The sequence below is a fragment of the Microbulbifer yueqingensis genome (assembly GCF_900100355.1).
Classification (GTDB): Bacteria; Pseudomonadota; Gammaproteobacteria; order Pseudomonadales; family Cellvibrionaceae; genus Microbulbifer; species Microbulbifer yueqingensis.
The window spans coordinates 249,155-275,531 of record NZ_FNFH01000001.1; the positions used below are offsets into that span (position 1 = coordinate 249,155).

General features: G+C 62.7%; 25 protein-coding genes. 2 read left to right on the plus strand and 23 right to left on the minus strand.

Features of this window, described 5'->3' with window-relative positions; all coding sequences use genetic code 11:
• Positions 1-57: 57 nt before the first annotated feature.
• The 16 genes from lysS to ffh all read right to left on the minus strand — a co-directional run bounded on the left by lysS (position 58) and on the right by ffh (position 16,008).
• On the minus strand, positions 58-1,551 hold the full coding sequence (gene lysS, locus BLT26_RS01110; RefSeq protein ID WP_091506831.1) for a lysine--tRNA ligase: 1,494 nt from the start codon (positions 1,549-1,551) through the stop codon (positions 58-60).
• A gap of 144 nt (positions 1,552-1,695) precedes the next feature.
• Positions 1,696-2,791 (minus strand): peptide chain release factor 2 gene (prfB, locus tag BLT26_RS01115; protein ID WP_139169346.1). Its coding sequence is split into 2 segments (ribosomal slippage): positions 1,696-2,718 and positions 2,720-2,791, totalling 1,095 coding nucleotides; the frame shifts between segments, so codons are not numbered across the junction.
• An 82-nt stretch (positions 2,792-2,873) separates the two neighbouring features.
• Positions 2,874-3,269, minus strand: coding sequence for a MerR family DNA-binding protein (locus BLT26_RS01120; RefSeq protein ID WP_091506837.1), 396 nt, complete (start codon positions 3,267-3,269; stop codon positions 2,874-2,876).
• A gap of 39 nt (positions 3,270-3,308) precedes the next feature.
• Positions 3,309-3,758, minus strand: coding sequence for a hypothetical protein (locus tag BLT26_RS01125; protein ID WP_091506842.1), 450 nt, complete (start codon positions 3,756-3,758; stop codon positions 3,309-3,311).
• Positions 3,759-3,803: 45 nt separating this feature from the next.
• On the minus strand, positions 3,804-4,439 hold the full coding sequence (locus BLT26_RS01130; protein ID WP_091506846.1) for a LysE family translocator: 636 nt from the start codon (positions 4,437-4,439) through the stop codon (positions 3,804-3,806).
• Between the two features lie 2 nt (positions 4,440-4,441).
• Positions 4,442-5,353: a DMT family transporter gene (locus tag BLT26_RS01135; RefSeq protein WP_091506850.1), complete on the minus strand. Its 912-nt coding sequence runs from the start codon at positions 5,351-5,353 to the stop codon at positions 4,442-4,444.
• Between the two features lie 93 nt (positions 5,354-5,446).
• Positions 5,447-7,174 (minus strand): single-stranded-DNA-specific exonuclease RecJ, encoded by a 1,728-nt coding sequence (gene recJ / locus BLT26_RS01140; protein WP_091506853.1) that lies wholly within the window; start codon positions 7,172-7,174, stop codon positions 5,447-5,449.
• A gap of 26 nt (positions 7,175-7,200) precedes the next feature.
• A complete protein-coding gene (gene thrC, locus BLT26_RS01145; RefSeq protein ID WP_091506857.1) occupies positions 7,201-8,589 on the minus strand; it encodes a threonine synthase in 1,389 nt (462 codons plus the stop codon).
• A 163-nt stretch (positions 8,590-8,752) separates the two neighbouring features.
• Complete coding sequence (locus tag BLT26_RS01150; protein ID WP_245720574.1) at positions 8,753-10,105, minus strand: homoserine dehydrogenase; 1,353 nt, start codon at positions 10,103-10,105, stop codon at positions 8,753-8,755.
• 295 nt (positions 10,106-10,400) lie between these two features.
• Positions 10,401-11,147: a DsbC family protein gene (locus BLT26_RS01155; protein WP_091506864.1), complete on the minus strand. Its 747-nt coding sequence runs from the start codon at positions 11,145-11,147 to the stop codon at positions 10,401-10,403.
• A gap of 185 nt (positions 11,148-11,332) precedes the next feature.
• Positions 11,333-12,226, minus strand: coding sequence for a site-specific tyrosine recombinase XerD (xerD, locus tag BLT26_RS01160; protein ID WP_091506867.1), 894 nt, complete (start codon positions 12,224-12,226; stop codon positions 11,333-11,335).
• A gap of 130 nt (positions 12,227-12,356) precedes the next feature.
• Positions 12,357-12,713: a 50S ribosomal protein L19 gene (rplS, locus tag BLT26_RS01165; protein ID WP_281245462.1), complete on the minus strand. Its 357-nt coding sequence runs from the start codon at positions 12,711-12,713 to the stop codon at positions 12,357-12,359.
• Positions 12,714-12,820: 107 nt separating this feature from the next.
• On the minus strand, positions 12,821-13,594 hold the full coding sequence (gene trmD, locus BLT26_RS01170; protein WP_091506874.1) for a tRNA (guanosine(37)-N1)-methyltransferase TrmD: 774 nt from the start codon (positions 13,592-13,594) through the stop codon (positions 12,821-12,823).
• A gap of 4 nt (positions 13,595-13,598) precedes the next feature.
• Entirely contained in the window at positions 13,599-14,138 is a 540-nt protein-coding gene (gene rimM / locus BLT26_RS01175; RefSeq protein WP_091506878.1) for a ribosome maturation factor RimM, read from the minus strand.
• A gap of 29 nt (positions 14,139-14,167) precedes the next feature.
• The gene (gene rpsP / locus BLT26_RS01180) at positions 14,168-14,407 is read right to left on the minus strand and encodes a 30S ribosomal protein S16 (protein ID WP_091506882.1); all 240 of its coding nucleotides are present in this window, start codon (positions 14,405-14,407) and stop codon (positions 14,168-14,170) included.
• A 194-nt stretch (positions 14,408-14,601) separates the two neighbouring features.
• Positions 14,602-16,008 carry a signal recognition particle protein gene (ffh, locus tag BLT26_RS01185; protein ID WP_091506885.1) on the minus strand — a complete coding sequence of 469 codons (1,407 nt, stop codon included), beginning with the start codon at positions 16,006-16,008 and terminating at the stop codon, positions 14,602-14,604.
• A gap of 220 nt (positions 16,009-16,228) precedes the next feature.
• On the opposite strand from ffh, the gene BLT26_RS01190 reads away from it, so the two are divergent.
• Positions 16,229-17,029, plus strand: a complete 801-nt coding sequence (locus BLT26_RS01190) for a cytochrome C assembly family protein (protein ID WP_091506888.1) — start codon at positions 16,229-16,231, stop codon at positions 17,027-17,029.
• A gap of 88 nt (positions 17,030-17,117) precedes the next feature.
• Positions 17,118-18,392 (plus strand): HlyC/CorC family transporter, encoded by a 1,275-nt coding sequence (locus tag BLT26_RS01195; RefSeq protein WP_091506891.1) that lies wholly within the window; start codon positions 17,118-17,120, stop codon positions 18,390-18,392.
• 140 nt (positions 18,393-18,532) lie between these two features.
• Here BLT26_RS01195 and rnhB read toward each other — a convergent pair whose 3' ends face one another.
• The 7 genes from rnhB to bamA form a co-directional block, all read right to left on the minus strand.
• Positions 18,533-19,198 carry a ribonuclease HII gene (gene rnhB / locus BLT26_RS01200; RefSeq protein ID WP_091506894.1) on the minus strand — a complete coding sequence of 222 codons (666 nt, stop codon included), beginning with the start codon at positions 19,196-19,198 and terminating at the stop codon, positions 18,533-18,535.
• On the minus strand, positions 19,176-20,366 hold the full coding sequence (gene lpxB, locus BLT26_RS01205) for a lipid-A-disaccharide synthase (RefSeq protein ID WP_091506898.1): 1,191 nt from the start codon (positions 20,364-20,366) through the stop codon (positions 19,176-19,178). The genes rnhB and lpxB overlap by 23 nt, the downstream gene beginning before the upstream one ends.
• A 111-nt stretch (positions 20,367-20,477) precedes the next feature.
• The gene (gene lpxA / locus BLT26_RS01210; RefSeq protein ID WP_091506901.1) at positions 20,478-21,257 is read right to left on the minus strand and encodes an acyl-ACP--UDP-N-acetylglucosamine O-acyltransferase; all 780 of its coding nucleotides are present in this window, start codon (positions 21,255-21,257) and stop codon (positions 20,478-20,480) included.
• 110 nt (positions 21,258-21,367) lie between these two features.
• Entirely contained in the window at positions 21,368-21,805 is a 438-nt protein-coding gene (fabZ, locus tag BLT26_RS01215; RefSeq protein ID WP_091506905.1) for a 3-hydroxyacyl-ACP dehydratase FabZ, read from the minus strand.
• Between the two features lie 119 nt (positions 21,806-21,924).
• Positions 21,925-22,995, minus strand: a complete 1,071-nt coding sequence (gene lpxD, locus BLT26_RS01220) for a UDP-3-O-(3-hydroxymyristoyl)glucosamine N-acyltransferase (RefSeq protein WP_091506909.1) — start codon at positions 22,993-22,995, stop codon at positions 21,925-21,927.
• Positions 22,996-23,013: 18 nt separating this feature from the next.
• Complete coding sequence (locus tag BLT26_RS01225; RefSeq protein ID WP_091506913.1) at positions 23,014-23,529, minus strand: OmpH/Skp family outer membrane protein; 516 nt, start codon at positions 23,527-23,529, stop codon at positions 23,014-23,016.
• A 79-nt stretch (positions 23,530-23,608) separates the two neighbouring features.
• Complete coding sequence (gene bamA / locus BLT26_RS01230) at positions 23,609-26,197, minus strand: outer membrane protein assembly factor BamA (RefSeq protein WP_091506916.1); 2,589 nt, start codon at positions 26,195-26,197, stop codon at positions 23,609-23,611.
• Positions 26,198-26,377 lie beyond the last annotated feature (180 nt).

Sequence of the window (26,377 nt, forward strand, 5' to 3'; positions counted from 1 at the left end):
CATTCACCCCTCCCCCTGGGGGAGGGGTTCTCAGCTTCGGCCCACCCGGGGAAAGCCCTACTCCGCAGCAGTCTCGGGACGCATGTGCGGGAACAACAGCACATCGCGGATGGAGGGAGAGTCGGTCAGCAGCATTACCAGGCGGTCGATACCGATACCCTCACCCGCCGTGGGCGGCAGGCCGTATTCCAGCGCGCGGATATAGTCAGCATCGTAGTGCATGGCTTCCTGGTCGCCGGCATCCTTCTCCGCCACCTGGGCCTTGAAGCGCTCGGCCTGGTCCTCGGCGTCGTTGAGCTCCGAGAAGCCGTTGGCGATCTCGCGGCCACCGACGAAGAATTCGAAGCGCTCGGTGACAAACGGGTTCTCGTCGTGGCGGCGCGCCAGCGGTGAAACCTCGGTCGGGTACTCGGTGATGAAAGTGGGCTGGTCCAGGCGATGCTCGACAGTCTTCTCGAAAATCTCGATCTGTACCTTGCCCAGGCCCCAACTGTCCTTCAACGGAATTTCCAGCTTCCCGGCGACCTTGCGCGCATTCTCCAGGTTATCGATATCCGACGGATCCAGGCCCGGGTTGTAGCGCAGGATGGAGTCGAATACGGACAGGCGGGTAAACGGCTTGGCAAAGTCGTAGGTGCTGCCCTGGTACTCCACAGTGGTGCTGCCCAGCACGTCCTCGCAGATGCCGCGCAGCATTTCCTCGGTGAGGTCCATCAGCTCGTTGTAACCGGCGTAGGCCTGGTAGAACTCCAGCATGGTGAACTCGGGATTGTGCCGCGTGGACAGGCCTTCGTTGCGGAAATTGCGGTTGATTTCGTAAACGCGCTCGAAGCCGCCAACCACCAGGCGCTTGAGGTACAGCTCCGGCGCGATGCGCAGGTACATGTCGATGTCGAGTGCGTTGTGGTGGGTCACGAACGGGCGCGCGGTCGCACCGCCGGGTATCACCTGCAGCATCGGCGTCTCCACTTCCATGAAGTGGTGGCCGTTGAGGAAGCGGCGGATGTAGTCGATCACCTGTGAGCGGATGCGGAACACCTCGCGGGACTCCGGGGTGGCGATCAGGTCCACGTAGCGCTGGCGATAGCGCAGCTCCTGGTCGGCGATACCGTGGAATTTCTCCGGCAGCGGCCGCAATGCCTTGGTGAGCAGCTGGTATTCCGCGCAGGTGACATACAGGTCGCCCTTGCCGGACTTCTGCAGGGTGCCGCGTACGCCCACGATATCTCCGATATCCCAGGCCCCGTAGCGCTCCTTGATGTCCTTCTGCGCCGCCTTGTCGGCGTACAGCTGGATCCGCCCGGAAACATCCTGGATCACCATGAAGGGGCCACGCTTGGCCAGGATCCGTCCCGCCACACAGGCGGTCCTGCCCAGCTCCTCCAGCTCTTCCTTCGATTTCTCGCCAAACTCCGCCTGCAGGTCGGCGGCCAGGTGTTCGCGGCGGAAGGCATTCGGGAAGGGATTGCCCTTCTCACGCAACGCAGACAGCTTTGCGCGCCGCTCGGCAATCAGTTTGTTCTCTTCCTGCTGGGTCTGGGTATCAGTCATGGCGAATCGTCAATCGTGGGTAAAAGGGTTCTTTCATCTCCTGTAGGAGCGGCCCATGGCCGCGATCGGGGTTCCGGGGTGTCCCGTCGGTTCGATCGCGGCCATGGGCCGCTCCTACAAGAAGGTATTCGGGGCGTCAGCGTTTTACAGGCCGGCCTTGAGGCTCGCCTCGATAAACTGGTCGAGGTCACCGTCGAGTACGGACTGGCAATTGCTGGTCTGCACCCCGGTGCGCAGGTCCTTGATACGCTGGTCGTCGAGCACGTAGGAGCGGATCTGGCTGCCCCAGCCGATATCCGCCTTGCTCTCTTCCATGGCCTGTTTCTCGGCATTGCGCTTGAGCATCTCCTGCTCGTAGAGCTTGGCGCGCAGCATTTTCCAGGCCTTGTCGCGGTTCTGGTGCTGGGAGCGCTCGCTCTGGCAGGCCACCACGATCCCGGAGGGCACATGGGTGAGGCGCACGGCGGAGTCGGTCTTGTTCACATGCTGGCCGCCCGCACCGGAGGCGCGGTAGGTATCCTCGCGCACCTGCGACTTGTCCACCTCGATCTCGATATTGTCGTCGATCTCTGGCGACACGAATACCGAGCTGAAGGAGGTGTGGCGGCGGTTACCGGAGTCGAACGGTGACTTCCGTACCAGCCGGTGCACGCCGGTCTCGGTGCGCAGCCAGCCGAAGGCATGGTCACCCTGGAAATGAATGGTGGCACTCTTGATGCCCGCCACCTCGCCGGCTGAAGCCTCCTCCAGGGTGGTCTTGAAGCCGTGGGCCTCGCCCCAGCGCAGGTACATGCGCAGCAGTATCTCGGCCCAGTCCTGGGCCTCGGTGCCGCCGGACCCGGCCTGGATATCCAGGTAGGCGTTGTTGGGGTCGTTTTCGCCGGAGAACATGCGACGGAATTCCAGCACACCCAGCTGGTCCTGCAGGCCCTCGATCTCGCCGGCCACTTCCTGGACCGAGTCCTCGTCGCCCTCCTCGGCTGCCATCTCCAGCAACTCGCGACAGTCGGCGATGCCGCTGTCCAGGTTCTCGATGGTGGTGACCACCGTCTCCAGGGAGGAGCGCTCCCGCCCGAGTTCCTGGGCCCGGTCCGGGTCATCCCAGACACTGGGCTCCGCCAGCTCCATCTCGACTTCAGTCAGGCGTTCTTTCTTGTGGGCGTAGTCAAAGATACCCCCTAAGAACGTCGGTGCGCTCTTCGAGGTCTTTCAGCTTGTTCAGGATGGGATTGATTTCCATGGATCTCGGGCTTCCGGGCCAGTTAAAAGCGGCGCGCATTCTACCGCAGCGCGCCCCTCCCTTGCCAGTGCACCCTTCCCGTTCAGGGGGATGGGATATCCGCCAGGCCTTGCAGGATCGGGCACTCGGGCGAGTCGTTGCCGGGACAGTCCCGGGCGAGCTCGTGAAGGTTCGCACGTACCGCCAGCAGCTGCTCTATCTGCGCATCCACCTGCGCCAGCTTGGCTTCCACCATCTCCCTGGCGTCGCGACTCCGTCGCGCGGGATTGCGGTACAGCTCCAGCAGCCCGCGCACCTCCCCGACCGAGAAGCCGGCACACCGCGCCCGCTGGATGAAATGGAGTGCATCAATGTCGCGCTCGCTGTACTCCCGGTAACCGTTGGCACCGCGCCCGGGCACCACCAGGCCGTGTTCCTCATAGTAGCGCAGCGCCTTACCGCTGAGGCCGGTTGCCTCCGCAACACGAGAGATGTTCATACAGGCTCCTGTAGGACCTCAGACTGGAGAAACAACAGGTCAGGAGCCGCCGGCCGGGCAACTGGCCTGCTGGTACTCGATATTGCCTGCCGGGTCATAACCCTGCTGCAGGGCTGCATCCAGCGCCGTCTTCCTGACCAGGTGCAACAGGATATCCCCGGTCTGGCCACCGCAGACACTGGCATACATGCGATCGGTACGGGTGCCACAGCGGGATTCCTGGATCTCCACTCCCGCGGCACTGAGCTGATTCCGGCTCTGCTCCAGTGTCGTGCCCCCGTTCTCACACTGCCGGTTGCCGCGGGCGCGGAAGACCCAGATCAGCTCCTCGGCCGGAACCGCCTGGAGCCCGTTTTTTTCCTCCTGCGCCGCAGCACCGTTATCGGCGGACGTATCCTCCGCAGCGGGAGTGTCTTCTTCCTCGCGCGGCGCGCAACCAAAAATGGCCAGCAGCAGGACTGCCGCCAGCAGGGTCCGGTATTTTTTCATGGGTTTATCTTCCTCCTTAAAGCGTGCGCCATTGCATGGCGCACGTTACCCGAATGCCAGCCAGCCTCCCACACCCAACATCAGGCTGCCGGCGACACGATTGATCGCCGTCACATTCTCACTGCGCTGCAGCAGCCGCCCGAGCCCCTGTCCGCCGCCGGCATAGATGAGCATGCACAGGGTTTCCAACAGCAGAATGATAGCAACCAGCACCGCTAACTGCGGCGCCAGCGGCAGGCTGTCGTTGATAAAGGGGGGCAACAGGGCAATGGTGAAGGCCCAACCCTTGGGGTTGGCCACCGCGGTGACGAATCCCTGGGTGGCGAGCGCGCGCCGCGCCGGCAGCGGCTCGTCTCCCCGTGCCGAGGGCGACACCATGACCATGCGCCCACGGGAGCGCCACATCTGCACGCCCACCCAGGCAAGATAGGCGCCGCCAACATACCTGAAGACGGTAAACGCTGCGGGGTATTTCAGTATCAGCGCCGCGATACCCAATACCGCCGATACCGCCACCAGCGCAACGCCGGCCAGCTCGCCGACCATCATCCAGGCAGTGCGGCGCACACCCACTGTCATACCCAGTGTCAGTGCCAGGGTCATACACATACCCGGTGTAATGGAGACAAGGAAAAAGGTTGGCACGAAGAGCGCCAGCAGAGACAGGTCGATCAGCCCCATGGTCAGTGGTGGGTTCCCGTGTGGTTGCCGTAATGGCTGACCAGCATACCAGCCAGCATCAGGCCGCAGCCAACCAGTTCGCGGGCGGTGAGCAATTCATTCAGCAACAGCCAGCCCGCCGCCAGGGCAAAGACGGCCTCCAGGCTCATGATCACCGTGGCGTGGGATGGGGCGGCATCGCGCTGGGCCAGCAGCTGGAAAGTGAAGGCGATGGCAGTGGAGAAGACCATCATGTAGGCGATGGGCCAGGCGGCGTCGGCCGCTGCCGACAGGGTGGGCTGCTCCACCAGCAGCGACGCCACCGCGGACAATAACCCACACACCAGGAACTGGATGCAGGCCAGCCGCAGCGCGTCGTAGCGGCGCACAAAGTGGTCTGCCGACAATACCTGCACCGCAAACACGAACGCACTGGCGAACACCATCAGGTCACCGATCAGCTGCGCCTCCGCGCTGAAATCCGCCAGCCAGTAGAGGCCCACCAGCGCCAGCCCGATGCCGGCCCAGGTCCAGCGATTGGTGCGGTGCCCGAGCGACAGGCCGATCACCGGCACCAGCAACAGGTAAAAGCCGGTGATAAAGCCGGCCCGCCCGGCAGCGGTGTACAACAGTCCGGCCTGCTGCAGGGCCGCCCCCAGGAACAGCCAGAACCCCAGCACCGCGCCGCCGGGCAGGCACCGCCGCCAGCTGTGGTTAACACGGTGGCCGCCGTCTTCACCCGGTTGCAACGCGCGGCGTGACGACAACCAGTAGACGAGGGGTACCAGCACCAGGCCGCCGAGGATAAAGCGCCAGGCGTTGAAGGCCAGCGGCTCGATATGGGCCATGGCGATTTTCTGCGGCACAAAGGCCAGCCCCCAGAACAGGGCAGCCAGCAGCAACAGGATTTCTGCCCGGGCTTGTTTGCGGTTCATTCGGGTATATCCACAGGGCCGCGCCGCCCCGGGGCGCAGCAATCCGGTTTATCGGGTTCGGGGAAGTTCCGCCGGCGACTCCCGGTCCCGCCCTCAGGCGGGTTCCAGGTAGTCCACCAGCAGCTGCAGCGATTCGCGACCGCGATATTCGTTGATATCGAGCTTGTAGGCCAACCTTATTTTTTCCGCGGGCGCGGGCCACTGCTCCGTGTCCACGTTGAAGGCGATGGCATCGATCGCCCGCTGCGGGTCTGCCTCCGGCGCGACTGTCATTTTCAGGTGCCGCTCGCCGACGATGCGCTGCTGCAGCAGCAGGAATTCGCCGTCGAACAGCGGCTCCGGAAAAGCCTGCCCCCAGGGGGCGCAGTTGCGCAACAGCGCAGCGGTGTGCAGGGAGAAGTCCGCCGGCTCCAGCTCACCGTCAGACTCGATCACCGCCTGCAGGCGGGACTCGTCCAGCCGCGCGCGCACCGCAGCCTCGAAGGCTGCACGGAAAGAATCGAGGTTTTCCGCCGGCAGGCTGAGGCCCGCCGCCATGGCGTGGCCGCCGAACTTGCTGATCAGGTCGGGGTGCGCCGCAGCCACATCGCTCAGAGCATCGCGGATGTGCAGACCGGGAATGGAGCGCGCGGAGCCCTTGACCAGGCCGTTATCACCCTCGGCAAAAGCGATCACCGGCCGGTGGAACTTCTCCTTGATGCGGCTGGCGAGAATCCCCACCACCCCCTGGTGCCAGCCCGGGTCGTAGAGGCACAGGCTCCAGGGAATGTCGCCGCCGAGCTGCAACTTCTCCAGTGCCGCCAGGGCCTCGCGCTGCATGCCCTGCTCGATCGCCTTGCGATCGCGATTGAGCGCGTCCAGTTCAGCCGCCAGCTCGCGTGCCTCCGCCGGGTCCTGCGTGAGCAGGCAGCGGATGCCGGTGCCGATGTCGTCCAGGCGGCCGGCAGCGTTGATGCGCGGACCGAGGATGAAGCCGATATCCGTGGTGGACAGGCGGCTCTGGTCGCGCCCGGCCACCTGCAGCAACGCGGTGATCCCCGGCCGGCAGTGCCCGGCGCGGATACGCGCTATACCCTGGTGCACCAGAATGCGGTTGTTGTGGTCCAGCGGCACCAGGTCAGCCACCGACCCCAGTGCCACCAGGTCCAGGTAATCGGCCATGTTCGGCGCCGCAATGCCGGTCTCGGCGAACCAGCCGCTCTGCTCCAGCGCCGTACGCAGGCGACTGAGCAGGTAAAAAATCACCCCTACCCCGGCCAGGTTCTTGCTGGGAAAGTTGCACCCGGGCTGGTTCGGGTTGACGATGGCATCGGCCTCCGGCAGCTCGCTGCCGGGCAGGTGGTGATCGGTCACTATCACCCGCATGCCCGCGGCGCGGGCAGCGGCAACGCCGTCGATACTGCTGATGCCGTTGTCCACCGTGATCAGCAGGTCGGGCCGGTACTCCTTCGCCACCTCGACGATTTCCGGGGTCAGGCCGTAGCCGAAGTCGAAGCGGTTGGGTACCAGGAAGTCCACTCCCGGCGCGCCCATGGCACCCAGGGCGAGTACCGCAAGCGTGCTGGAGGTGGCCCCGTCCGCGTCGAAGTCGCCGACTATCAGGATCTTCTGCTGCGCGCGCACCGCCTCCACCAGCAGCTCCACGGCCGCCTGCACGCCGCGCATCGTATCGGGGGCGTGCAGCCGGGCCAGGCGGTGCTCCAGGGCGTCCTCGCTGGTCACGCCGCGACCCAGCAACACGCGCTGCAGGATCCGGGGGGTATCAGAAGCAAAACGGCCAGTGGAGAGATCCACTGGCCGTCGCTGAATTTTCTTGGTCATTCTGTTTCAGCTGTTTGAATGCGTATTCACAGGGCAGTCGCCATGAAATCGTGGACCCGGCCCAGGTCGTTGGGCAATACCTTGTAGCGCTCTGCGCGCTCGAACAGGTCCGCCATATGGGGTGGCAACTCTATCTTGTGGGTCGGCAGCGCCCTGGCTACCGCCTCGGGGAATTTTGCCGGATGCGCGGTGGCCAGGCAAACCATGGGCTGGACCGCGGAGTGACGGGTACGTCGTGCCGCCTCCACGCCGATGGCAGTGTGCGGGTCGAGCAGGTAGCCCGTAGACTGGAATACCTCGCGGATCACCTCGACGGTGCGCGCATCGTCAACCCGACAGGATGAGAACACTTCCCGCGCACGCTGCAGCACATCCGGATCGAGCTGCATGGGCGCGCTGCGGTCAGCCAGCAGGCTGGCCACCGCCTCCCCGTCGCGCCTGTAGAGATCGAATAACAGTCGCTCAAAATTGCTCGACACCATGATATCCATGCTCGGCGACAGGCTGTGCACCAGCTCACGGGGCGAGTGGTCGTTGTCGCTGATACAGCGGTGCAGGATATCGTTGGCGTTGGTGGCAATCACCAGCTGGTCGATGGGCAGCCCCATCTTGCGGGCCAGGTAACCGGCGAAAATATCGCCGAAATTGCCCGTGGGCACCGAGAAATTGACCGTGCGATCCGGCGCACCCAGGTTCAGGGCCGCGTAGAAGTAGTAAACGATCTGGGCCATGATCCGCGCCCAGTTAATGGAGTTAACCGCCACCAACCGTCGCCCATCGGGCAGGAAGGACTGGTCGGCGAAGCTCGCCTTGACCATGTTCTGGCAGTCGTCGAAGTTCCCTTCCAGGGCGATATTGAACACGTTGTCCGACAGCACCGTGGTCATCTGCCGGCGCTGTACTTCCGACACCCGGTTGTGCGGGTGCAGGATGAAGATATCGATATTGTCGCAGTGGCGACAGCCCTCGATCGCGGCGGAGCCGGTATCCCCGGAAGTCGCACCCATCACCACCACCCGCTCGTTGCGCTCTTTCAGCAGGTGGTCGAACAGCTGGCCGAGGAACTGCAGGGCAAAATCCTTGAATGCCAGCGTGGGCCCCTGGAACAGCTCCAGTACCCACTCGTTCGGGCCGCTCTGCACCAGGGGCGCAACCGCCGGGTGGCGGAAATTACTGTAGGCGCGGTCGATGATGCCGCGCAGGTCGTCGTCGGCCACGTCCCCGCTGGCGAACGGCTGGATGATGCGGAATGCCAGCTCCCGGTAGTCGAGCCCCGCCATCGCGCGGATCTCGTCACCGGAGAACTGCGGCAGGGTTTCCGGGACATAGAGGCCGCCATCACTGGCGAGGCCGGTGAGGACCGTATCGGCAAAGGACAGGGACGGCGCGCGGCCACGGGTACTGATAAATTTCACGGCTATTTCAATATCTGACTTTGGAGAGTTGCCCAGACGCGGAGCCGGGGGGCCGGCAGGCAAGCAATTGCCGATGAGGCTGTTTGCCTGGTGGCTCCCGGCTGCGCGGCCGGTCGGGTTCGCGGCCATGGGCCGCCCCTACGGAAACTTGTGTGGGAGAAAGTCAGCCCAGCGGCTCGACACGGATGCGCACAACCTCGCCCTCGACCGTATCGAGCGCCTCGATCTGCGCCACCGCCTCCCGCAGGCGAGCCTCACGGGCGCGACTGGTGAGGATCACCACCGGCACCAGCGCCTCGCCCTCGGCGGGTTCATGCTGGATCAGGGCCTCGATGCTGATGCCCTGGTCACTGCAGATGCTGGCCACCTGGGACATGACGCCGGGCTTGTCATGGGCCGAGATACGCAGGTAATAGCTGGTCACCACTTCGTCCATGGGCAGTACCCGGGTGCCACCCTGGCTCCCCCTGGCCACCCCCGCCAGGGGTACCCGCTCCTCGGGGCGCGACTCCAGTGTGCGCGCCACGTCCACGATATCCGCGATCACCGCCGATGCGGTGGCCTCGGCGCCGGCACCGGCGCCATAGTAGAGCGTCGGCCCAACCGCATCACCACTGACCAGGATCGCGTTCATCACCCCGTTTACATTGGCGATCAGGCGCCGCTGCGGTATCAGTGTGGGGTGGACGCGGAGTTCCACGCCCTTTTCAGTCCCGCGGGCGATGCCGAGGTGCTTGATGCGGTAGCCCAGCTCGTCGGCGTAGCGGATATCCTCGCTGCTCACGCCGCTGATGCCCTCGGTGTAGACCTTGTCGAATGCCAGCGGCATGCTGAATGCCAGCGACGCCATGATCACCAGCTTGTGGGCGGCATCGATACCCTCGACGTCGAAGGTGGGGTCCGCCTCGGCGTAGCCAAGGTCCTGGGCCTGGCGCAGGGCCTCCTCAAAGCTGCGGCCCTTCTCCCGCATCTCGGTGAGGATATAGTTGCCGGTGCCGTTGATGATGCCCGCCAGCCACTGGATGCGGTTACCTACCAGCCCCTCGCGCAGCGACTTGATGATCGGGATACCGCCGGCCACGGCGGCCTCGTAAGCGATGGTCACACCCTTCTCCGCGGCCGCGGCAAACAGTTCGTTACCATGCTCGGCGATCAGGGCCTTGTTGGCTGTCACCACGTGCTTGCCGCTGGCAATGGCCGCCAGCACCAGCTCGCGCGCCACAGTGGTACCGCCGATCAGCTCGACCAGCACATCCACTTCCGGGTTGGCAGCGACATCGAAGATCTCGCGCGAGACGTCCACGCCGCTGGTGTCGCAGGCCGGATTGTCGCGGCGCGCGCCGATCTGCACTATCTCCACCGGTCGGCCGCAGCGGGCGGCGATCTCGTCGCGGTTACGCGCCATCACATTCACCGTACCACTGCCCACGGTGCCCAGGCCGCAGATGCCGATACGCACTGCCCGACGGGATTCGCCGCTGGTGTCCGGGGTGGTTGCAGGTGTGGTTTGTTCGATGGTTGCGCTCACAACTTCCCTCCGCGCAATCGGCCCCTGACACGCCCGACAGCCCGCGAGGAGCCGCGGGTGGCCTGTGCCGGGCCAGGCAATAGCGCAATAAGTAGTATAAAAATCGATGAAAGAGCGCCAACCTTACTGAGCAAACGGGGAAATTGTCAATAAAATTGCGCGACCAAATCAATCGCCCGGCAAATGGAGAGCACGGCCTGCGCCCTTTCCACCCGCCATAAACTAAAAAGGCGCCCACCGGCCACAGCCGGGGGCGCCCTGTGGAAACTTACCGGACCGGCGGTCAGATACCCAGCGCCTTTGCCATGGTCGCCGGGGGGACGTAGCCGGGCACCACGGTGCCGTCCTGCATCACAATGGTCGGAGTGCCACGCACATCGATCACCTCGTTACCCAGCTTGTACTGCTCGGCGACTGGATTGTCGTTGCACACCTTGAGCGGCACATTTTCGCGGTTCTTGAGTGCAGTCAGGGTCTTGTTGGGGTCATCGGCACACCAGGCGGTGGCAATCTTGCGGTAGCCGAGCGAATTCAGCCCCCCGCGCGGGAAGGCCAGGTAGCGCACCTCGATACCCCGCTTGTTCAGCTCGGGCACATCCTGGTGCAGCTTGCGGCAGTATCCGCAGTCCACATCGGTAAACACATACACGTGGGCCTTTTTCTTCCCCTTGGCGGGAAATACGATCATGTCATCGGTATCGAGTGACTCCATCACCCTGGCGCGCTTGCCGGCACGACGCTGCTCGGACAGGTTCACCAGCTCACCGCTTTTTACCTGAAAAAGATCGCCGTAGACAAAATGACTGCCGTCCTTCGATACGTAGAGGGTAGTGGTACCGTCCACCTCGATCTCGTAGAGGCCGTCAATCGGGCTCTCGCGTACTTCGCCGTAACTGGCCTTGGGGTTGGCAGACTGCAGCCTGGTCTTGATGGCTTTGGCCACGTCCGCATCGACTTCTGCGTGAGCACCCTGCACCAGCAGGCCCAACAGTGCGCCGACCAGGATCAGCGGCTTTCTTATCAGCGTCATTCTCTCTCTTTCCTCAGTCTCTTCCATTCGCTTCGACTTGCCCGACAGCGGCAGGTTCCAGCCAGTATGGCATGCTTCGACGCCATTCGTTATCCATGACGCGTTTTACAGCAAACCACAGGCTGATACCACCTTCGCTCCCCGGCGACAGCACGGCCGCGCCCAACGCCTGAAGCACAGAACACTCAGCCCCGGGGGTGGTGATCCTGGTGAAGCGACTTCAGGCGCGCCCGCGCCACGTGGGTGTAGATCTGGGTGGTGGACAGGTCGGTGTGGCCCAGCAGCAACTGCACCACCCGCAGATCCGCGCCGTGGTTAAGCAGGTGGGTAGCGAAAGCATGGCGCAGGGTATGTGGCGAGAGCGGCTTGTCGATTCCCGCCACTTTCGCCCAGTGCTTGACCCGGTACCAGAACGCCTGGCGAGTCATGGGGCGCCCGGCACGCCCGGGGAAACAGGTATCGGTCTCTCCCGGGGGCAACAGGCCGGGGCGCACTTGGGAGAAATAGCGCTGCATCCACCGCTGCGCCGTCTCCCCCATGGGTACCAGCCGCTCCTTGCCACCCTTGCCAAATACCCGCACCACCCCCTGGCGCAGGTTCACCTGGGACACGCGCAACTCCACAAGCTCAGTGACCCGCAGGCCGCAGGCGTAGAGTAACTCCAGCATGGTGCGGTCGCGCTGGCCGATTTCGCTGTCCAGGTCCGGCGCGGCAAGCAGCGCCTCGACATCCGCCTCCGACAGGGACTTGGGCAGGGGTTTTGGCAGCCTGGGATTTTCCACCAGCGCCACCGGATCCTCCCGCACCAGCCCCTGGCGCAGGCAGTACTGGTAAAAGCTCCGCAGCGCCGCCAGTGCCCGCGCGCTGGACCGGGCGGCGCGGCCGGCCCGGTGCCGCTCGCCGAGGAAGGCCAGTACGTCGGCGCTGCCGCAGCCCAGCAGGCCCGGCTTGCAGGTGGCTGCAAAGGCGCGCAGGTCACGGCCGTAGGCGGCCCGGGTGTGCTCGCTGGCACCGCGCTCGGCCCACAGCATGTCGAGCCAGGATTCGATCAGCTGGTTCTGTTCGGGGGGGAGTTGCATGGAGGCTATTAAACCACAGGGAAGGAGGCGGCGGGGCTCCCGGCCGCCCGCTCAACCTGACGCGCGAATAAGTCACGGGCATAAAAAAACCGGGGCATGGCCCCGGTTTTTCGCGTATCGCAGAGCGCTCTTAGTTGAGCTTCTCCTTGATGCGTGCTGCCTTACCAGTCAGGTTGCGCAGGTAGTACAGCTTGGCCTGGCGCACGTCACCGCGACGCTTGACCTTGATGCTGTCGATCAGCGGGCTGTGAGTCTGGAAGGTACGCTCCACGCCAACACCGTGGGAAACCTTGCGCACGGTGAAGGAAGAGTTCAGGCCGCGGTTACGCTTGCCAATCACCACACCTTCGAACGCCTGCAGACGCTCGCGGTTACCTTCCTTTACCTTTACCTGGATGACAACGGTGTCGCCCGGGGCAAAAGCGGGAACGTCGCTCTTCAGCTGTTCCTGCTCCAGCTGCTGGATGATTTTGTTGGTCATTTGGATTTCTCCCAAATACTAATATGTAGCTTCTCAGCTAGGTTGCCGGACTACTCTCGCCTCCCGGCGAATCCGACGTATCAATACCCCCGGCATACACCGGGAGCCAATGTTCACTTCTCTCCGCCACCGCTTTCGAGCTCGTGCCGGATCTCGTCCAGCAACGCGCCCTGCTCGTCGGTCAGCTCGATTCGCTCGAGAAGATCCGGTCGCCGCTGGCGGGTGCGCGCCAGCGCCTGCTTGAGGCGCCAGCGCCGGATTTTTTCGTGGTTACCGGAAAGCAATACTTCCGGCACCGACCTCCCCCGGTATTCTTCGGGGCGGGTATAGTGCGGGCAGTCCAGCAGCCCCTGGGCGAAGGAGTCCTCCACCGCCGACTGGTCGTGTCCGAGGGCTCCCGGTATCAACCGGGTAATGGCATCGACCATCACCATCGCGGCCAGCTCGCCACCACTTAAAACATAGTCGCCGATCGACCACTCTTCGTCGATCAGGGTCTCGACGATCCGCTCGTCGATCCCCTCGTAACGCCCTGCCAGCAGCACCAGGTTGCCGGCTGCGGACAGTTCCTCGACCCCGCCCTGGTCCAGCTGCCGCCCCTGGGGAGACAGGTAGATGGAACGGACAGCCTCACCGCCCTCTTCTGCCCAGGCCCGGGCAGCACCCAGGGCCTGGTACAGCGGTTCCGCCAGCATCACCATGCCCGGCCCGCCGCCGTAAGGGCGGTCGTCCACGGTGCGATGCCGGTCGCTGGTGAAATCCCGGGGATTCCAGCAGCGCACTTCCAGCAGGCCGTCCTTTACCGCCCGGCCGCTGATACCGTAATCGGTCAGGGCGGCGAACATCTCCGGAAAGATGCTCACCAGTGCGATTCGCCGGGCAGTCATGGCGTCAGAATTCCGGATCCCAGTCGACGGTGATCACACCGGCTTCCAGGTCGATATCGGTTATGTACTCCCCCGGCAGGTAGGGGATCAGGCGCTCGCGCCCGTCTTTGCCCCCGCGCACGACCATGACGTCGTTGGCGCCGGTCTCCATCAGGCGAACCACCTTGCCGAAGTCGTGCTCGCCGCCCTCGAAGTGGCTGACGACACGCAGGCCCTCGAGCTGGTGCCAGTAGTACTCGCCCTCGGCAAGCGCCGGCATCTGCTCCCTGGAGATGGCGATATCGCGCTGGCAGTAGCGCGCGGCCAGGTCACGGTCGTCCACATCCTTGATGTGCACGATAAGACCCTTGCCGTGGCGCCTGCCCCCGTCTATCTGCAGGGGCTCCCAGCCGTCCTCACCCCGCAGCCACCAGCCGTGGAACTGCAGGATATTGTCCATCGGCTCGGTATAGGAGTGGACCTTCACCCAGCCGCGCACGCCATATACGGCGGTTATGCGCCCGACTGTGACCAGTTCTCCGGAGGTGGATCCGCTCTCTGTCACGGGCGCACTCGCTGGGTTTCCGCGCGGACTCAGGCGGATTCTTTCAGCAACTTGCTGACGCGGTCGGATACCTGGGCGCCCTGGCCTACCCAGTACTCGACACGCTCACGATCGATGCGCAGGCGCTCTTCCTGACCGCGGGCGACCGGGTTGAAGAAGCCGACGCGCTCGATGAAACGACCGTCGCGGGATTTGCGGCTGTCGGTCACAGTCAGGTGATAAAACGGGCGCTTCTTAGCACCGCCACGAGCCAAACGAATGGTTACCATGTAGCTTTCCTGTAGGTTCAACACTGGGCGGTCGCGTTGGGCGACCGCTTACAACAACAAGCCGGCAGCTCACCCGGCTGAAAGGCGGCGTATTCTAAAGTAACGCCTGAAATTTGTATAGCGCTTAAAAGGCAGTCGAAAAGGGTTTTTTCAATCTCGCTCCCGGCAGCCGCTGGAGGCCGCCCGGAGGGGCCTTATTTCTTCCGGAAACCGGGCGGCAGGCCACCGGGCATGCCACCCATTCCGCCGGCACCGCCCATGCCCGGCATGCCACCCATGCCCCGCATCAGCTTGCTCATGCCGTTGCCCTTGAGCTTCTTCATCATCTTGCCCATCTGCTTGTGCTGCTTGAGCAGGCGGTTGAGATCCTGGACCTGGGTACCCGAACCGGCGGTGATGCGGCGCTTGCGCGAGCCGTTGAGGATATCCGGGTTGCGGCGCTCGGCCGGGGTCATGGAGCCGATGATGGCGTCCATGCGCTTGAATTCCTTGCCCATGTCCGCCTGCTGGGCCATCTGGGCCATGTTGCCCATGCCCGGCATCTTCTCCAGCAGGGAACCAAAGCCGCCCATGTTCTGCATCTGCTGCAGCTGGTCCCGCAGGTCCTCGAGGTCGAACCCCTTACCCTTCTGGACTTTCTTGACCAGTTTCTCGGCCTTGCCGCGGTCAATCTTCTGCTCCGCCTCCTCGATCAGCGACAGGATGTCGCCCATCCCGAGAATCCGGGAAGCGATACGGTCGGGGTGGAAGGTTTCGAGGGCATCGGTCTTCTCGCCGACGCCGATAAACTTGATCGGCTTGCCGGTGACATGACGCACCGACAACGCAGCACCGCCACGGGCGTCGCCGTCAGCCTTGGTCAGGATCACACCGGTCAGGGGCAGCGCGTCGTTGAACGCGCTGGCGGTGTTGACCGCATCCTGGCCAATCATGGCATCGATAACGAACAGCGTTTCGGCCGGGTCCAGCTCGTTGTGCAGCTCGCGAATCTCGCCCATCAGCTGCTCATCGATATGCAGCCGACCCGCAGTATCCACAATCAGCACATCGGCAAACTGGCGCCTGGCGGCGTCCATCGCGCTGCGCGCGATGTCCAGCGGCTTGTCCTCGGCCGCGGATGGATGGAAGAGCGCTCCCACCTCGCCGGCGAGGGTTTCCAGCTGCTTGATGGCGGCGGGGCGGTACACGTCGGCACTCACCACCATCACCTTTTTCTTCTCGCGCTCCTGCAGGTACTTGGCTAGTTTGGCCACGCTGGTGGTCTTACCGGCACCCTGCAGCCCCGCCATCAGGATCACGGCCGGTGGCTGCACCGCCAGGTTCAGCGGCGTGGCCGCCTCGCCCATCACCTGTACCAGCTCGTCCTGCACGATCTTGACGAACTGCTGGCCCGGGTTGAGGGCCTTGCTGACCTTCTGGCCCACCGCGGCAGTGCGCACCTGCTGGACGAAGGCCTTGACCACTGGCAGGGCGACATCCGCCTCCAGCAGGGCCTTGCGCACCTCGCGCAGGGTGTCGCGGATATTGTCATCCGTCAGGCGGGCCTTACCGGTGACCTTTTTCAGTGCCGTGGAAAGGCGATCACTCAGGTTGTCGAACATATTACGTCTCGATCTCTGTCTGGACCGGCCGGTCAGCGGCCGCCGGTCACGGCGATATTCATCAGGTTTTCAGGGTTCCGGGACGCTAAGCCGCCTCCGGGGCGCGGCAGTATAGCCCAGGAGCACCCCCGGCAGAAATAGCACCGGCCGGCACAGGCTTTCCAGTACCGGCGCGCTGTGCCACACTGCCGCCCTATCATAATGACAGACGGATTTATCGATGGCGGCGTTCGCTCACTGGACGGCAATCCTGCTTTACCTGGCCACGACGGTCGTGGCCGCCCAGACCGTATTCCGGCAACATCGCAGCCGCAACCCGCTGCTGCTGGTGCTGCTCGGCGGGGCACTGCTGGCGCACGGCGTATCCCTCTCCTTCACCCTTATCGCCCCCGGCGGCTATCGTTTCGACCTGCTGGCGATGCTGTCGCTGGTGGCATGGGTCGTCAACCTGCTGATCCTGGTCCTGGCCTGTCGCCACCCGCTTACCCTGCTGGTGCTGATCCTGGCCCCCCTGGGCGCCCTGGCCGAGCTGGCTGCGGTCCACTCCTGGGGCGAGGTAGCTCCCCGCCAGCGGCTGTCGGCCGGTATCGGCATGCATGCCCTGCTGTCCATCGCTGCCTACTCGCTGCTGGCCCTGGCGACGCTGCAGGCCATCTACCTGCACTACCTCAACCAGCAATTACACAACCACCGTCCCGGCGGGGTCAGCCGCTTCCTCCCGCCGCTGCAGACCATGGAATCGCTGCTGTTCGGCCTGGTGGCATTCGGGCAGCTGCTGCTCACCGCGTCGCTGGTGACGGGTTTCCTGTTCGTGGACAACCTGTTCGAGCAGGACCTGGTACACAAGACCACCCTGTCGCTGGTGGCGTGGGCGCTCTACAGCGTACTGCTGTGGGGCCACTGGAAACTGGGCTGGCGCGGCAACACCGCAGTGCGCTGGACCCTGGCAGCCTTCGCTGTGCTGATGCTGGGCTATTTCGGCAGCAAGCTGGTGCTCGAGGTAATCCTGCAGCGCGGCTGAGGCAAATCGTGCCCTCACCCGCGCGGCAGCTTGCGGCGCGGGAAATTCTGTTTCAATATCGCGGTTCGCAAATAACAAGAGCTTCCCCTTGAACGAGATACCTCCCGGCCTGCTGTTCAGCCTGCTGGCTGTGCTGATTGTCATTTCCGCCTTCTTTTCCAGCTCCGAAACCAGCATGATGGCGCTGAACCGCTACCGCCTGCGCCACCAGGCCAAGAGCGGCCACCGCGGTGCAAAACGGGCGATGGAACTGCTGGCGCGGCCGGACAAGCTGATCGGGGTCATCCTGATCGGCAACAACCTGGTCAACATCCTCGCCTCGGTGCTCGCCGGGGTGGTATTCACAAAGCTCTACGGCGACGCGGGCGTCTTCTATGCCACCGCTGTCCTGACCATCGTCATCCTGATCTTTGCCGAAGTAACCCCCAAGACCATCGCCGCCCTGCATCCGGAGAAGATCGCCTTCCCCGCCTCGCTGGTACTGCGCCCGCTGCTGTGGCTGCTGGCACCGGCTGTGTGGCTGGTGGGCAGTGTCTCCAACGGCCTCGCGCGCCTGGTCGGGGTGGAGGCCGGGGAACAGGCCGAAGCCGAACACCTGGCCCCCGAAGAGCTGCGCACCGTGGTGTTCGAGTCGGGCGCGCTGCTACCGAGCAAGCACAAGGGCATGCTGCTCAATGTGCTGGACCTGGACCAGGCCACGGTGGAAGACATCATGATCCCCCGCAACGAGGTGGTGGGGATCGACCTGGAGGACTCCGGAGACGAGATCCTGCAGCAGCTGGCTGAGAGCAGCTATACCCGCCTGCCGGTGTACGAAGGGGATATCAACCGGGTGATCGGGATCCTGCACCTGCGCCGCGCGGCACAGATCCTGCGCGAGGGACCGGAAGCCTTCAGCGCCGCGCAACTGAAATCGTTTACGGACGAGCCCTACTTCGTGCCGGAGGCGACCCCCCTGCCCACCCTGCTGATGAACTTCCAGAAGAAGAAGCGTCGCATGGGCCTGGTGGTGGACGAGTACGGCGAGGTGATGGGCATCGTCACGCTCGAAGACCTGCTGGAGGAAATTGTCGGTGACTTTACCGCCAGCCCCGTGCCCGGCGACGAGGAGGAGATCGTCGCCCAGGGGGACGGCTGGTACTCCATCGAGGGCGGCACCTCGATCCGCGACATCAACCGCACCCTGCACTGGGAACTGCCCACCGATGGTCCCAAGACCTTCAACGGCCTGGCGATGGAATACCTGGAGAGCATCCCCGACGGCAATATCAGCTTCTACATCCTTGATTACCTCGTGGAGATCGAGGAGGTTTCAGAGAAGATGATTACGAGGGCGAGAGTGAAGAAAGTCGCGGGGCGGTAAACTGCCCACACCGGGCAATATGGGCGGGCTTATCCAGCCTCCCGTAGCGCCCGCAAGCTTTTCAAGCCACAGCTCACCTTGATCAAATAACCGGTCACGCCGATCGGACGGGGGCAGGACAAGCCACGCCGGAAGGTTCGCTAAAACTCCATCACCAACTGCCGGACCGGTGCAAAGCTCTGCCGGTGAATGGGCGTGGGTCCCAGCTGCTCCAGCGCCTGCAAATGCGCTTTCGTCGGGTATCCCTTGTGGCCTGCCAGGCCATAGCCAGGGTACTGCACATCCAGCGCCACCATTTCCCGGTCGCGGGTGACCTTGGCCAGGATCGACGCCGCCGAGATCGCCTCTACCCGGGAATCACCCTTTACCACTGTATCGCAGGCATAATCCCAGTCCGGCTTGCGGTTGCCATCCACCAGCACGAACTCGGGCTGTAGCTGCAGATGCTCCACAGCCCGGCGCATGGCCAGCAGGCTGGCGTGGAGTATGTTGAGCTGGTCGATCTCTGCCACCGTGGCCCTGGCTATGGCAAAACAGCGCGCATTTTCGCGAATCTCCTCAAACAACTGCTCGCGGCGCTTTTCCGTGAGCTTCTTGGAGTCCGCCAGCCCGGCAATGGGGCGGTCCGGGTCGAGTATCACTGCCGCAGCGACGACGTCACCGGCCAGGGGCCCGCGACCGACTTCGTCGACCCCCGCCAACAAGTCCCCCTGATAACCACATATGTAGGGACCCGGCTCGCTTTTCTTCCCGCTCTTTCCGCGCTTAACCACCGCCACTCGATCAACCTCCGGGCTCTTGTTCATGACTGGGGTTGGTTTCCCGCGACGCGAGAAGCCCGCAGATAGCGTCGGCCGCACGCGAGGAGGCATTCCGCCGTAGCTGCTGGTGCAGCTCGGTGAACTCCCGCTGCAACTGGTCATACAGCAGCGGGTCATCAAAGTATTGCAGCAGCGCCGCACCGAGCGCTTCCGGAGTTGCGTCATCCTGCAGGATTTCCGGCACCAGCTCCCGCTGTGCCAGCAGGTTGGGCAGGGCCACCCAGGGCGTCTGCAGCATGCGGGAGAAAATGGCGTAGGAAAGCCGGGCCATCTTGTAAGCCACCACCATGGGCTTCTTCAGCAGCATGGTTTCCAGGGTGGCTGTGCCGGAGGCGATGAGCACATTGTCTGCCGCGGCCAGCGCGGTATGGGACTCGCCCTGCAGCAGGGTTACGTCCAGGTCTGCATAGCCCTCCAGCATCGCGGCCAGCTCGGCGTGGCGCGCTTCGTTTGCGGCCGGCAGCACGAACTTCAGCTCCGGGCGACGCTGGCGACACCAGCGTGCCGTCTGCAGGAACAACGGCCCCAGCAGCCGCACCTCACCGCCGCGGCTACCGGGCAGCAATGCTATCACGCGGTCTTCCGGCTCGAACCCCAGCTGTCGCCGTGCGCTCAGGGAATCGGGTTCGAGCGGGATTTCATCTGCCAGTGGATGACCGACAAAAGACACCGGTACCTCGTGCTCGCGGTAAAACTCCGCCTCGAAGGGCAGCAGCGCCAGCATGTGGTTCACGGCCCTCGCAATCTTCTTGATACGACCGCGGCGCCAGGCCCAAACCGAGGGGCTTACATAGTGTACCGTTGGTATCCCTGCCTGCTTCAGTGACTCTTCCAGTGACAGGTTGAAGTCCGGGGAATCGATGCCGATGAAGACATCGGGCGGATCCTGCAGGAAATGGTCGCGCAATGTGCGGCGAATCCTTAGCAGTTCCGGCAGCCGCTTGAGCGGTTCCACCAGTCCCATCACCGACAGGCGCTCCATGGGAAACAGGGACCTGGCACCCCGGGACAGCATGCGCGGGCCGGCGATCCCCTCCACCTGCAGGCCTGGAAAGCGGGATCGCATTTCTGCCACAAGGCCGGCACCGAGGATATCGCCGGACATTTCGCCGGCCACCATGCCGATACGCAAGGGTCTCTCTGCTTCGGTCACGCGCCAGGCTCTCCCTGAAAATAAACCGACAGGTGGTATCGCACGAACAATATTTGCCCCCACAACCTCAATCGAGGTACTGATACTGTTCCGGGAATCTGGCAGGGCGAATCAGCGCACAATGCCCCGGGTAGAGTTCTTGAGTGAATCGATCCAGGGCTGAACCACATCGGACTGCTCGCGGAGTTCATTGAGCGCCTCCAGCGCCTCCTGCAGCGTCAGGCCGCGGCGATAGACGATCTTGTAGGCCTTGTTGATGAGGGATATATCATCGCGGGAGAAACCGCGGCGGCGGAGCCCCTCGGCGTTGATGGTCTTGGCCTCAGCGGGATTGCCAGCGACCATGACATACGCGGGTATATCCTTGCCGATAGCAGCGCCCATACCGGTAAAGGCATGTTCACCGATGGTACAGTGCTGGTGCACCAGGCTGAACCCGCTGAGGATGGCCCAGTCCCGGATCTCTACATGGCCCGCCAGGGCCACATTGTTGACGAGGATGGTGTGATTCCCGATAACGCTGTCGTGACCCACGTGGGCGTATGCCATGATCAGGTTGTCGTTACCGATGGTGGTCTCGCCCCGATCCTGCACAGTGCCCCGGTGGATGGTAACTCCCTCGCGAATCACGTTGTTATCGCCCACCACCAGGGTGGTATCCTCGCCCTGGTACTTCTTGTCGGGCGTATCCTGACCCACTGAAGCGAACTGGTAGATCCGGTTGTTCCTGCCCAGCCTGGTAGGCCCTGTGAGCACCACGTGGGAGGCAATTTCACAGCCGTCACCGATCTCCACACCAGGCCCTATCACTGAATACGGCCCGATGGTCACCCCCGCACCGATGACAGCGGAATCATCGATAATCGCGGTGGGGTGGATATTCGTCTGCATGCTGTGTCCTACTCCCGGGGTTTATGCGGCCGGTGCCTGCGGCCCCGGCGCTTACGTCGCTGGATACAATTCTGAAAAAATAACGGTAGCGACCGCCAATTATAAATTGGTCAGACTTGTTTTACCGCACACAAAACATTGGCGGCTGCGGCCAGCTCGCCGTCCACGCTGGACTTACAGGCAAACTTCCAGATGCCGCGGCGCTCGGACACCACTTCGCTTTCCAGCTGGAGTGTGTCACCCGGCACCACCTGCCGCTTGAAGCGTACGTTATCAATACCCGCAAACAGGTACAGGAATCCGTCTTCAGGCTTCTGGCCCAGGGTCTTGAAACCAAGGATACCGGAAACCTGGGCCATAGCCTCGACGATCATCACACCGGGGAAAATTGGCGCCTCAGGAAAGTGACCATTGAACACCTCCTCATTCACGGTGATGTTTTTATAGCCTTTGATGTATTTCCCCTCTTCCAGCTCAACCACGCGGTCCACCAGCAGGAATGGATAGCGATGAGGCAGGTATTGACGAATTTCGCGCACGTCCATCATGGTAAATGTCCCCAGAAACCATTTCGGGGCGTGAATACGCCCCGAATAAAAAACAATCAAAGATGCTGGCCTGCAAGCGCTCCCGGCGCTGTCAGGCCCCGCTGTTCAATCCACCCGGCTCACTCGCCGTCGCCCGCTTCCGGGCGGTTGCCCTGGAGCGAGGCCACTTGCCTTTCCAGTTCCCGCAGGCGGCGCGACATCTGGTCGAGCTGTGCAAAACGCACTGCATTGCGTCGCCAGCTGCGGTTATCGGAAAAAGGCGTACCGCTGGAATAGGCCCCGGCCGTGTCGATGGATTTAGTGACCAGGGTCATGGCGGTTACGTGGGTGAAATCCGCCACCGTGACATGGCCCACCACACCGGCGCCGCCGGCGATCGTACAGTGTTTGCCGATGCGGGCGCTGCCCGCGACTGCGGAACAGGCGGCGATGGCTGAGTAGTCACCAATTTGCACATTGTGCGCGATTTGCACCTGATTGTCGATCTTGACCCCTCGCCCAATCACAGTGTCTCCGAGCGCCCCACGGTCAATGCAGGTGCAGGCACCCACCTCGACCTCGTCTCCGATCTCGACACCACCGAGCTGGTGAATCTTGGTCCAGCGTTTCTGGTGGGGGGCGAAACCGAAACCGTCGGCACCGATCACCGCCCCGCTGTGAATGACGCAGTCGCGGCCTATGGTGCAGCCGTGATACACAGTGACTCCCGCATGCAGGCGACTGCCGCGGCCGATGTCACTCCCCTCCCCCACCACGCAGCGGGGGCCGATAACAGCGCCGGACCCAATCCGGGCAGCCGCCTCCACAACAGCCCCGGGACCGATACTGGCAGATGGATCCACATCGGCATCCGGATGCACTGTTGCCGCAGGGTGAATACCGGGTACTGGCTCAGGAGCCGCGTCATAGACAGCGGTGGCAAGCGCGAAGGAATGGTAGGGGTCATCCACTACGAGGGCCGACACAGGGCACTCAGCGGCAAGATCAGCCGTAAGGATCACAGCACAGGCGCGAGTATCGCGGAGGAAGCGGCGATAGGTTGCGCTGGCTAGAAAGCTCACATCGGACGGCGTCGCATCCTGAAGAGTGCTGAGCCCCAGGGGAATATCCTCAGGACTGGCACTGGGCGCAAGATGCAATTCAGCACCCAGCTGGGAAGCCAGCTGGGCGAGGCTTGGTTTTTTTGACATTCAACTGTGCTGGCCGAATTACTTGTCCGCATTCATGCGCTTGACGACCGCAGCGGTCAGGTCAACATTGGGGCCGGCAAAATAAGCCGAGTTCGCGTCCAGCACCAGGTCCAGATTCTGCTCCTTGATGATGGCCTCCAGGGCGGTCTTCGCCTTCGGACCCATAGTCTTCTGGATCTCCTGGCCGACCTGGGCCTCCATGGCGCGCAGCTTCTTTACCGCGGTCTCGAAATCGGAGCGCTTGAAGTTCATCTTGCGCTGGTGCTCTGCCTTCTGCTCATCGGACCAGGTAACGGCATTTTTCTGCGCGTCCTCTGCCAGCTTCTGCACTTCGCCACGAATGGACTCCGCAGTACTCTGCAGCTTGGAATATTCGGAACTCGTCTTGAGTGCGTTGACCTTGGACTTTGCCGCCTCGGTGCTCATGATGGCCGCCTGCAGGTTGAATACCGCAACCTTGCTCTGCGCCATGGCAGCCCCGGAAAAGATGATTCCAACAAACAGGACTGCAATAATTTTTACTGATTTAAGCACGTCGGTTTCTCCATTTTGCTTACTTATATCACACGGCGGCTCTCACCGGCCGCCTGCTTCGAGTCGCTCCCGGGACAGATCAGAAACTGTTACCCAGGGAGAACTGGAATACTTCGACCTCGTCTTCGTCGTTCTTCTCCAATGCCTTGGCCACGCTGAAGGTGAGCGGGCCAAAACCGGAAATCCAGGTCAACCCGATACCTGCCGAGACATTCACCCGCTCGAGATCCACATCGTAGCAGTTGAGCTGGGATTCGCCACAGCTGGTATCAAAGACATTACCCGCATCGATGAAGAAAGCGGATTGCATCGATCGCTGGTCCTTGATGAACGGCAGCGGGAAAATTACCTCTGCGCTACCCTCCATCAGGATGTTGCCGCCGAAGGGCTGCGGTTCACGAAAAGACGGCTGCACTGCCAAGGTGTCTCCCGCAGCATTTTGCACGTAGCAGACCTCCGTAATCACTCCGTCTTCAGTCGCGCAGGCTACAGTCGCATAAGGCGTGGGGGGAGTCGAACGTGGACCGAGCGTATTACGCTCGAAACCGCGCACGGAGCCGAAGCCACCGCCGTAGAAGTTCTCAAAGAAAGGTAGCTCGGAAGTATCGCCAAAACTGTCAGCATAGCCCAGGCGCGTGCGCAACCGCAGCGTCAGGTCCTTGGTCAGAGGACGGAAGTACTGGGCAGTGTAGATAAACTTGTAATATTCCAGATCCCCGCCGGGTACTGCCACCTCTACCGAGGCACGTTGCGATGAGCCGCGGGTGGCCAGGATGCCCCGGTTGAGGGTCGAGCGGGCATAAGAACCGGTGACCGAGAAGGTATCAAATTCGTCTCCATTAACATCCACGAATCCGTCCAGGTCGGTGTTGAGCAAAGCGGGATCTACCGGCGCACTGAGATCGAGCGCCTCTCCGGCCGCGCGTGCCTCCTGCAGCTCGGGAGAAAAATAGCGTTGGGCCGCTTGATCGAAAACCACATCGCTGGACTGAATACTACTATCGATACCTTCTATCGGCCGGGGAGTTTCACTGATTTCCTTGACCGAATTGGTGCGCGTACCGAGTTCCAGGTGGCTGAAGCCGAAGTTGACGCCCACGCGGGAAATTTCGGAAATCGGGTAGCCGAAGTTCAGGCCGGCACCATAAGTTGTGGTGTTGTAGCTTGCCAGGTTGATTTCGGAGTAATCGCGCTCCTGGTAGAACACATTGAAACCGCGGCTGACACCATCCGGGGTGAAATAGGGATCTGTGTAGGAGAAGTTGGCAACGGTCTGGTAGCGGGAAGTGTTAATTGCCACACCAACCGATTTGCCCGTGCCGAGCCAGTTATTCTCCTGCACATTGGCACCAAGGACGATGCCGCTATTCTGGGCGTAACCTACGGTGCCACCGATGGTACCGGAGGGCTGCTCCTCGACTGTGTACTCCACGTCGATCTGGTCCGAGGTGCCCGGCACCTCGGTGGTTTCGACCTGCACTTCCTTGAAGTAACCCAGTCGCTCCAGGCGAACCTTGGATTGCTCGATGCGCGCAGACGAGGCAGATGATGACTCCATCTGGCGCATCTCCCGGCGGAGCACCTCGTCAGAGGTGCGGGTATTGCCACGGAAGTTGATTCGCCGCACGTAAGCCCGCTTGCCCGGGTCAATGAAGAAGGTCACCTTGACCGTCTTGTCTTCCTCATTGGGCTCCGGCATGCCATTGACCTCGGCAAAGGTATACCCCTCGTTGCCGAGCCGCTTGGTAATGTAGTCCGAAGTAGTGGTCATCAATACCTGGGAGAACGTCTGTCCTTCCCGCACCAGCAGGAGACGGCGGATCTCCTCCTCGGAAACCACCGGGTCACCGGCGAGATCGACTTCACTCACCTTGTAGACGTCGCCCTCGGTCACATTGACGGTAATAAAGACACTTTCCTTGTCCGGGCTCAGGGATACCTGGGTGGAATCAATCTTGAACTCCAGGTAACCGCGGTCGAGGTAATAGGACTCGAGGCGCTCCAGGTCGCCGGTGAGCTTCTCCCGGGAGTACTTGTCGTCACTACTCAGCCACGAGAGCCAGCCACTGGTCTGCAGCTCGAAAATTTCCTCGAGCTCCTCGTCGGAAAAAGCCTGGTTACCGACGATATTGATATGCTTGATGGCCGCGACGGAACCCTCATCGACGATCACCTTGAGTTCGACCTGGTTGCGAGGCAGCTCCTTGACCTCAGTCTTCACGCTGGCACCGTAGCGACCCTGCGCCACATACTGGCGCTCAAGCTCCTGCGCCAGTCCCTCGAGCGTCGCCCGTTTGAAAATCTGGCCCTCGGCGAGACCGTTCTCCGCCATGCCCTTGAGCAGGTCCTCGGTCTGGATGGCCTTGTTACCGGTGATCTCAATCTCGGAAATCGCCGGGCGCTCACGTACGGTGATCACCAGGACACCGTTCTCGCGACCAATCTGGATATCCTGGAAGTAGCCGGTGCGGAACAGCGCGCGCGTGGCGGTCTGGATCTCCAGGCTCTCGACGGTGTCGCCAACCCTTACGGGCAGGGCGGCAAATACCGTACCCGCCGAAACCCGCTGCAGGCCTTCCACCCGAATATCGTTAACCACGAACGACTGGGCAACCACGCTTACCGGCAGGGCCAGCCCAAGCGAGGCCGCTTTCAGGAAATCTTTCATCAACAAAATCCAAAGTGTTTATTCGCAATTCCAGTGGAGCTGGCCGCACGTTTGCGCCCGTCTCCCGCCCCTCCTCCGCGACGCGGGGGAGGGACCTGGGGACAGTGCCGTCTTTGTGCACCCGTCCCCGCCCCAGTGGGCCACCCCGCCACCACAAATGGACGGGGTTCAATGCTATGT

What these genes read in the sequence shown, in the direction of transcription:
- lysS (WP_091506831.1), bottom strand. Translation starts at nt 1,551, where the DNA reads ATGACTGATACCCAGACCCAGCAGGAAGAGAACAAACTGATTGCCGAG.
- BLT26_RS01120 (WP_091506837.1), bottom strand. Translation starts at nt 3,269, where the DNA reads ATGAACATCTCTCGTGTTGCGGAGGCAACCGGCCTCAGCGGTAAGGCG.
- BLT26_RS01125 (WP_091506842.1), bottom strand. Translation starts at nt 3,758, where the DNA reads ATGAAAAAATACCGGACCCTGCTGGCGGCAGTCCTGCTGCTGGCCATT.
- BLT26_RS01130 (WP_091506846.1), bottom strand. Translation starts at nt 4,439, where the DNA reads ATGGGGCTGATCGACCTGTCTCTGCTGGCGCTCTTCGTGCCAACCTTT.
- BLT26_RS01135 (WP_091506850.1), bottom strand. Translation starts at nt 5,353, where the DNA reads ATGAACCGCAAACAAGCCCGGGCAGAAATCCTGTTGCTGCTGGCTGCC.
- recJ (WP_091506853.1), bottom strand. Translation starts at nt 7,174, where the DNA reads ATGACCAAGAAAATTCAGCGACGGCCAGTGGATCTCTCCACTGGCCGT.
- BLT26_RS01155 (WP_091506864.1), bottom strand. Translation starts at nt 11,147, where the DNA reads ATGACGCTGATAAGAAAGCCGCTGATCCTGGTCGGCGCACTGTTGGGC.
- xerD (WP_091506867.1), bottom strand. Translation starts at nt 12,226, where the DNA reads ATGCAACTCCCCCCCGAACAGAACCAGCTGATCGAATCCTGGCTCGAC.
- trmD (WP_091506874.1), bottom strand. Translation starts at nt 13,594, where the DNA reads ATGACTGCCCGGCGAATCGCACTGGTGAGCATCTTTCCGGAGATGTTC.
- rpsP (WP_091506882.1), bottom strand. Translation starts at nt 14,407, where the DNA reads ATGGTAACCATTCGTTTGGCTCGTGGCGGTGCTAAGAAGCGCCCGTTT.
- ffh (WP_091506885.1), bottom strand. Translation starts at nt 16,008, where the DNA reads ATGTTCGACAACCTGAGTGATCGCCTTTCCACGGCACTGAAAAAGGTC.
- BLT26_RS01190 (WP_091506888.1), top strand. Translation starts at nt 16,229, where the DNA reads ATGGCGGCGTTCGCTCACTGGACGGCAATCCTGCTTTACCTGGCCACG.
- rnhB (WP_091506894.1), bottom strand. Translation starts at nt 19,198, where the DNA reads ATGAACAAGAGCCCGGAGGTTGATCGAGTGGCGGTGGTTAAGCGCGGA.
- lpxA (WP_091506901.1), bottom strand. Translation starts at nt 21,257, where the DNA reads ATGCAGACGAATATCCACCCCACCGCGATTATCGATGATTCCGCTGTC.
- fabZ (WP_091506905.1), bottom strand. Translation starts at nt 21,805, where the DNA reads ATGATGGACGTGCGCGAAATTCGTCAATACCTGCCTCATCGCTATCCA.
- lpxD (WP_091506909.1), bottom strand. Translation starts at nt 22,995, where the DNA reads ATGTCAAAAAAACCAAGCCTCGCCCAGCTGGCTTCCCAGCTGGGTGCT.
- bamA (WP_091506916.1), bottom strand. Translation starts at nt 26,197, where the DNA reads ATGAAAGATTTCCTGAAAGCGGCCTCGCTTGGGCTGGCCCTGCCGGTA.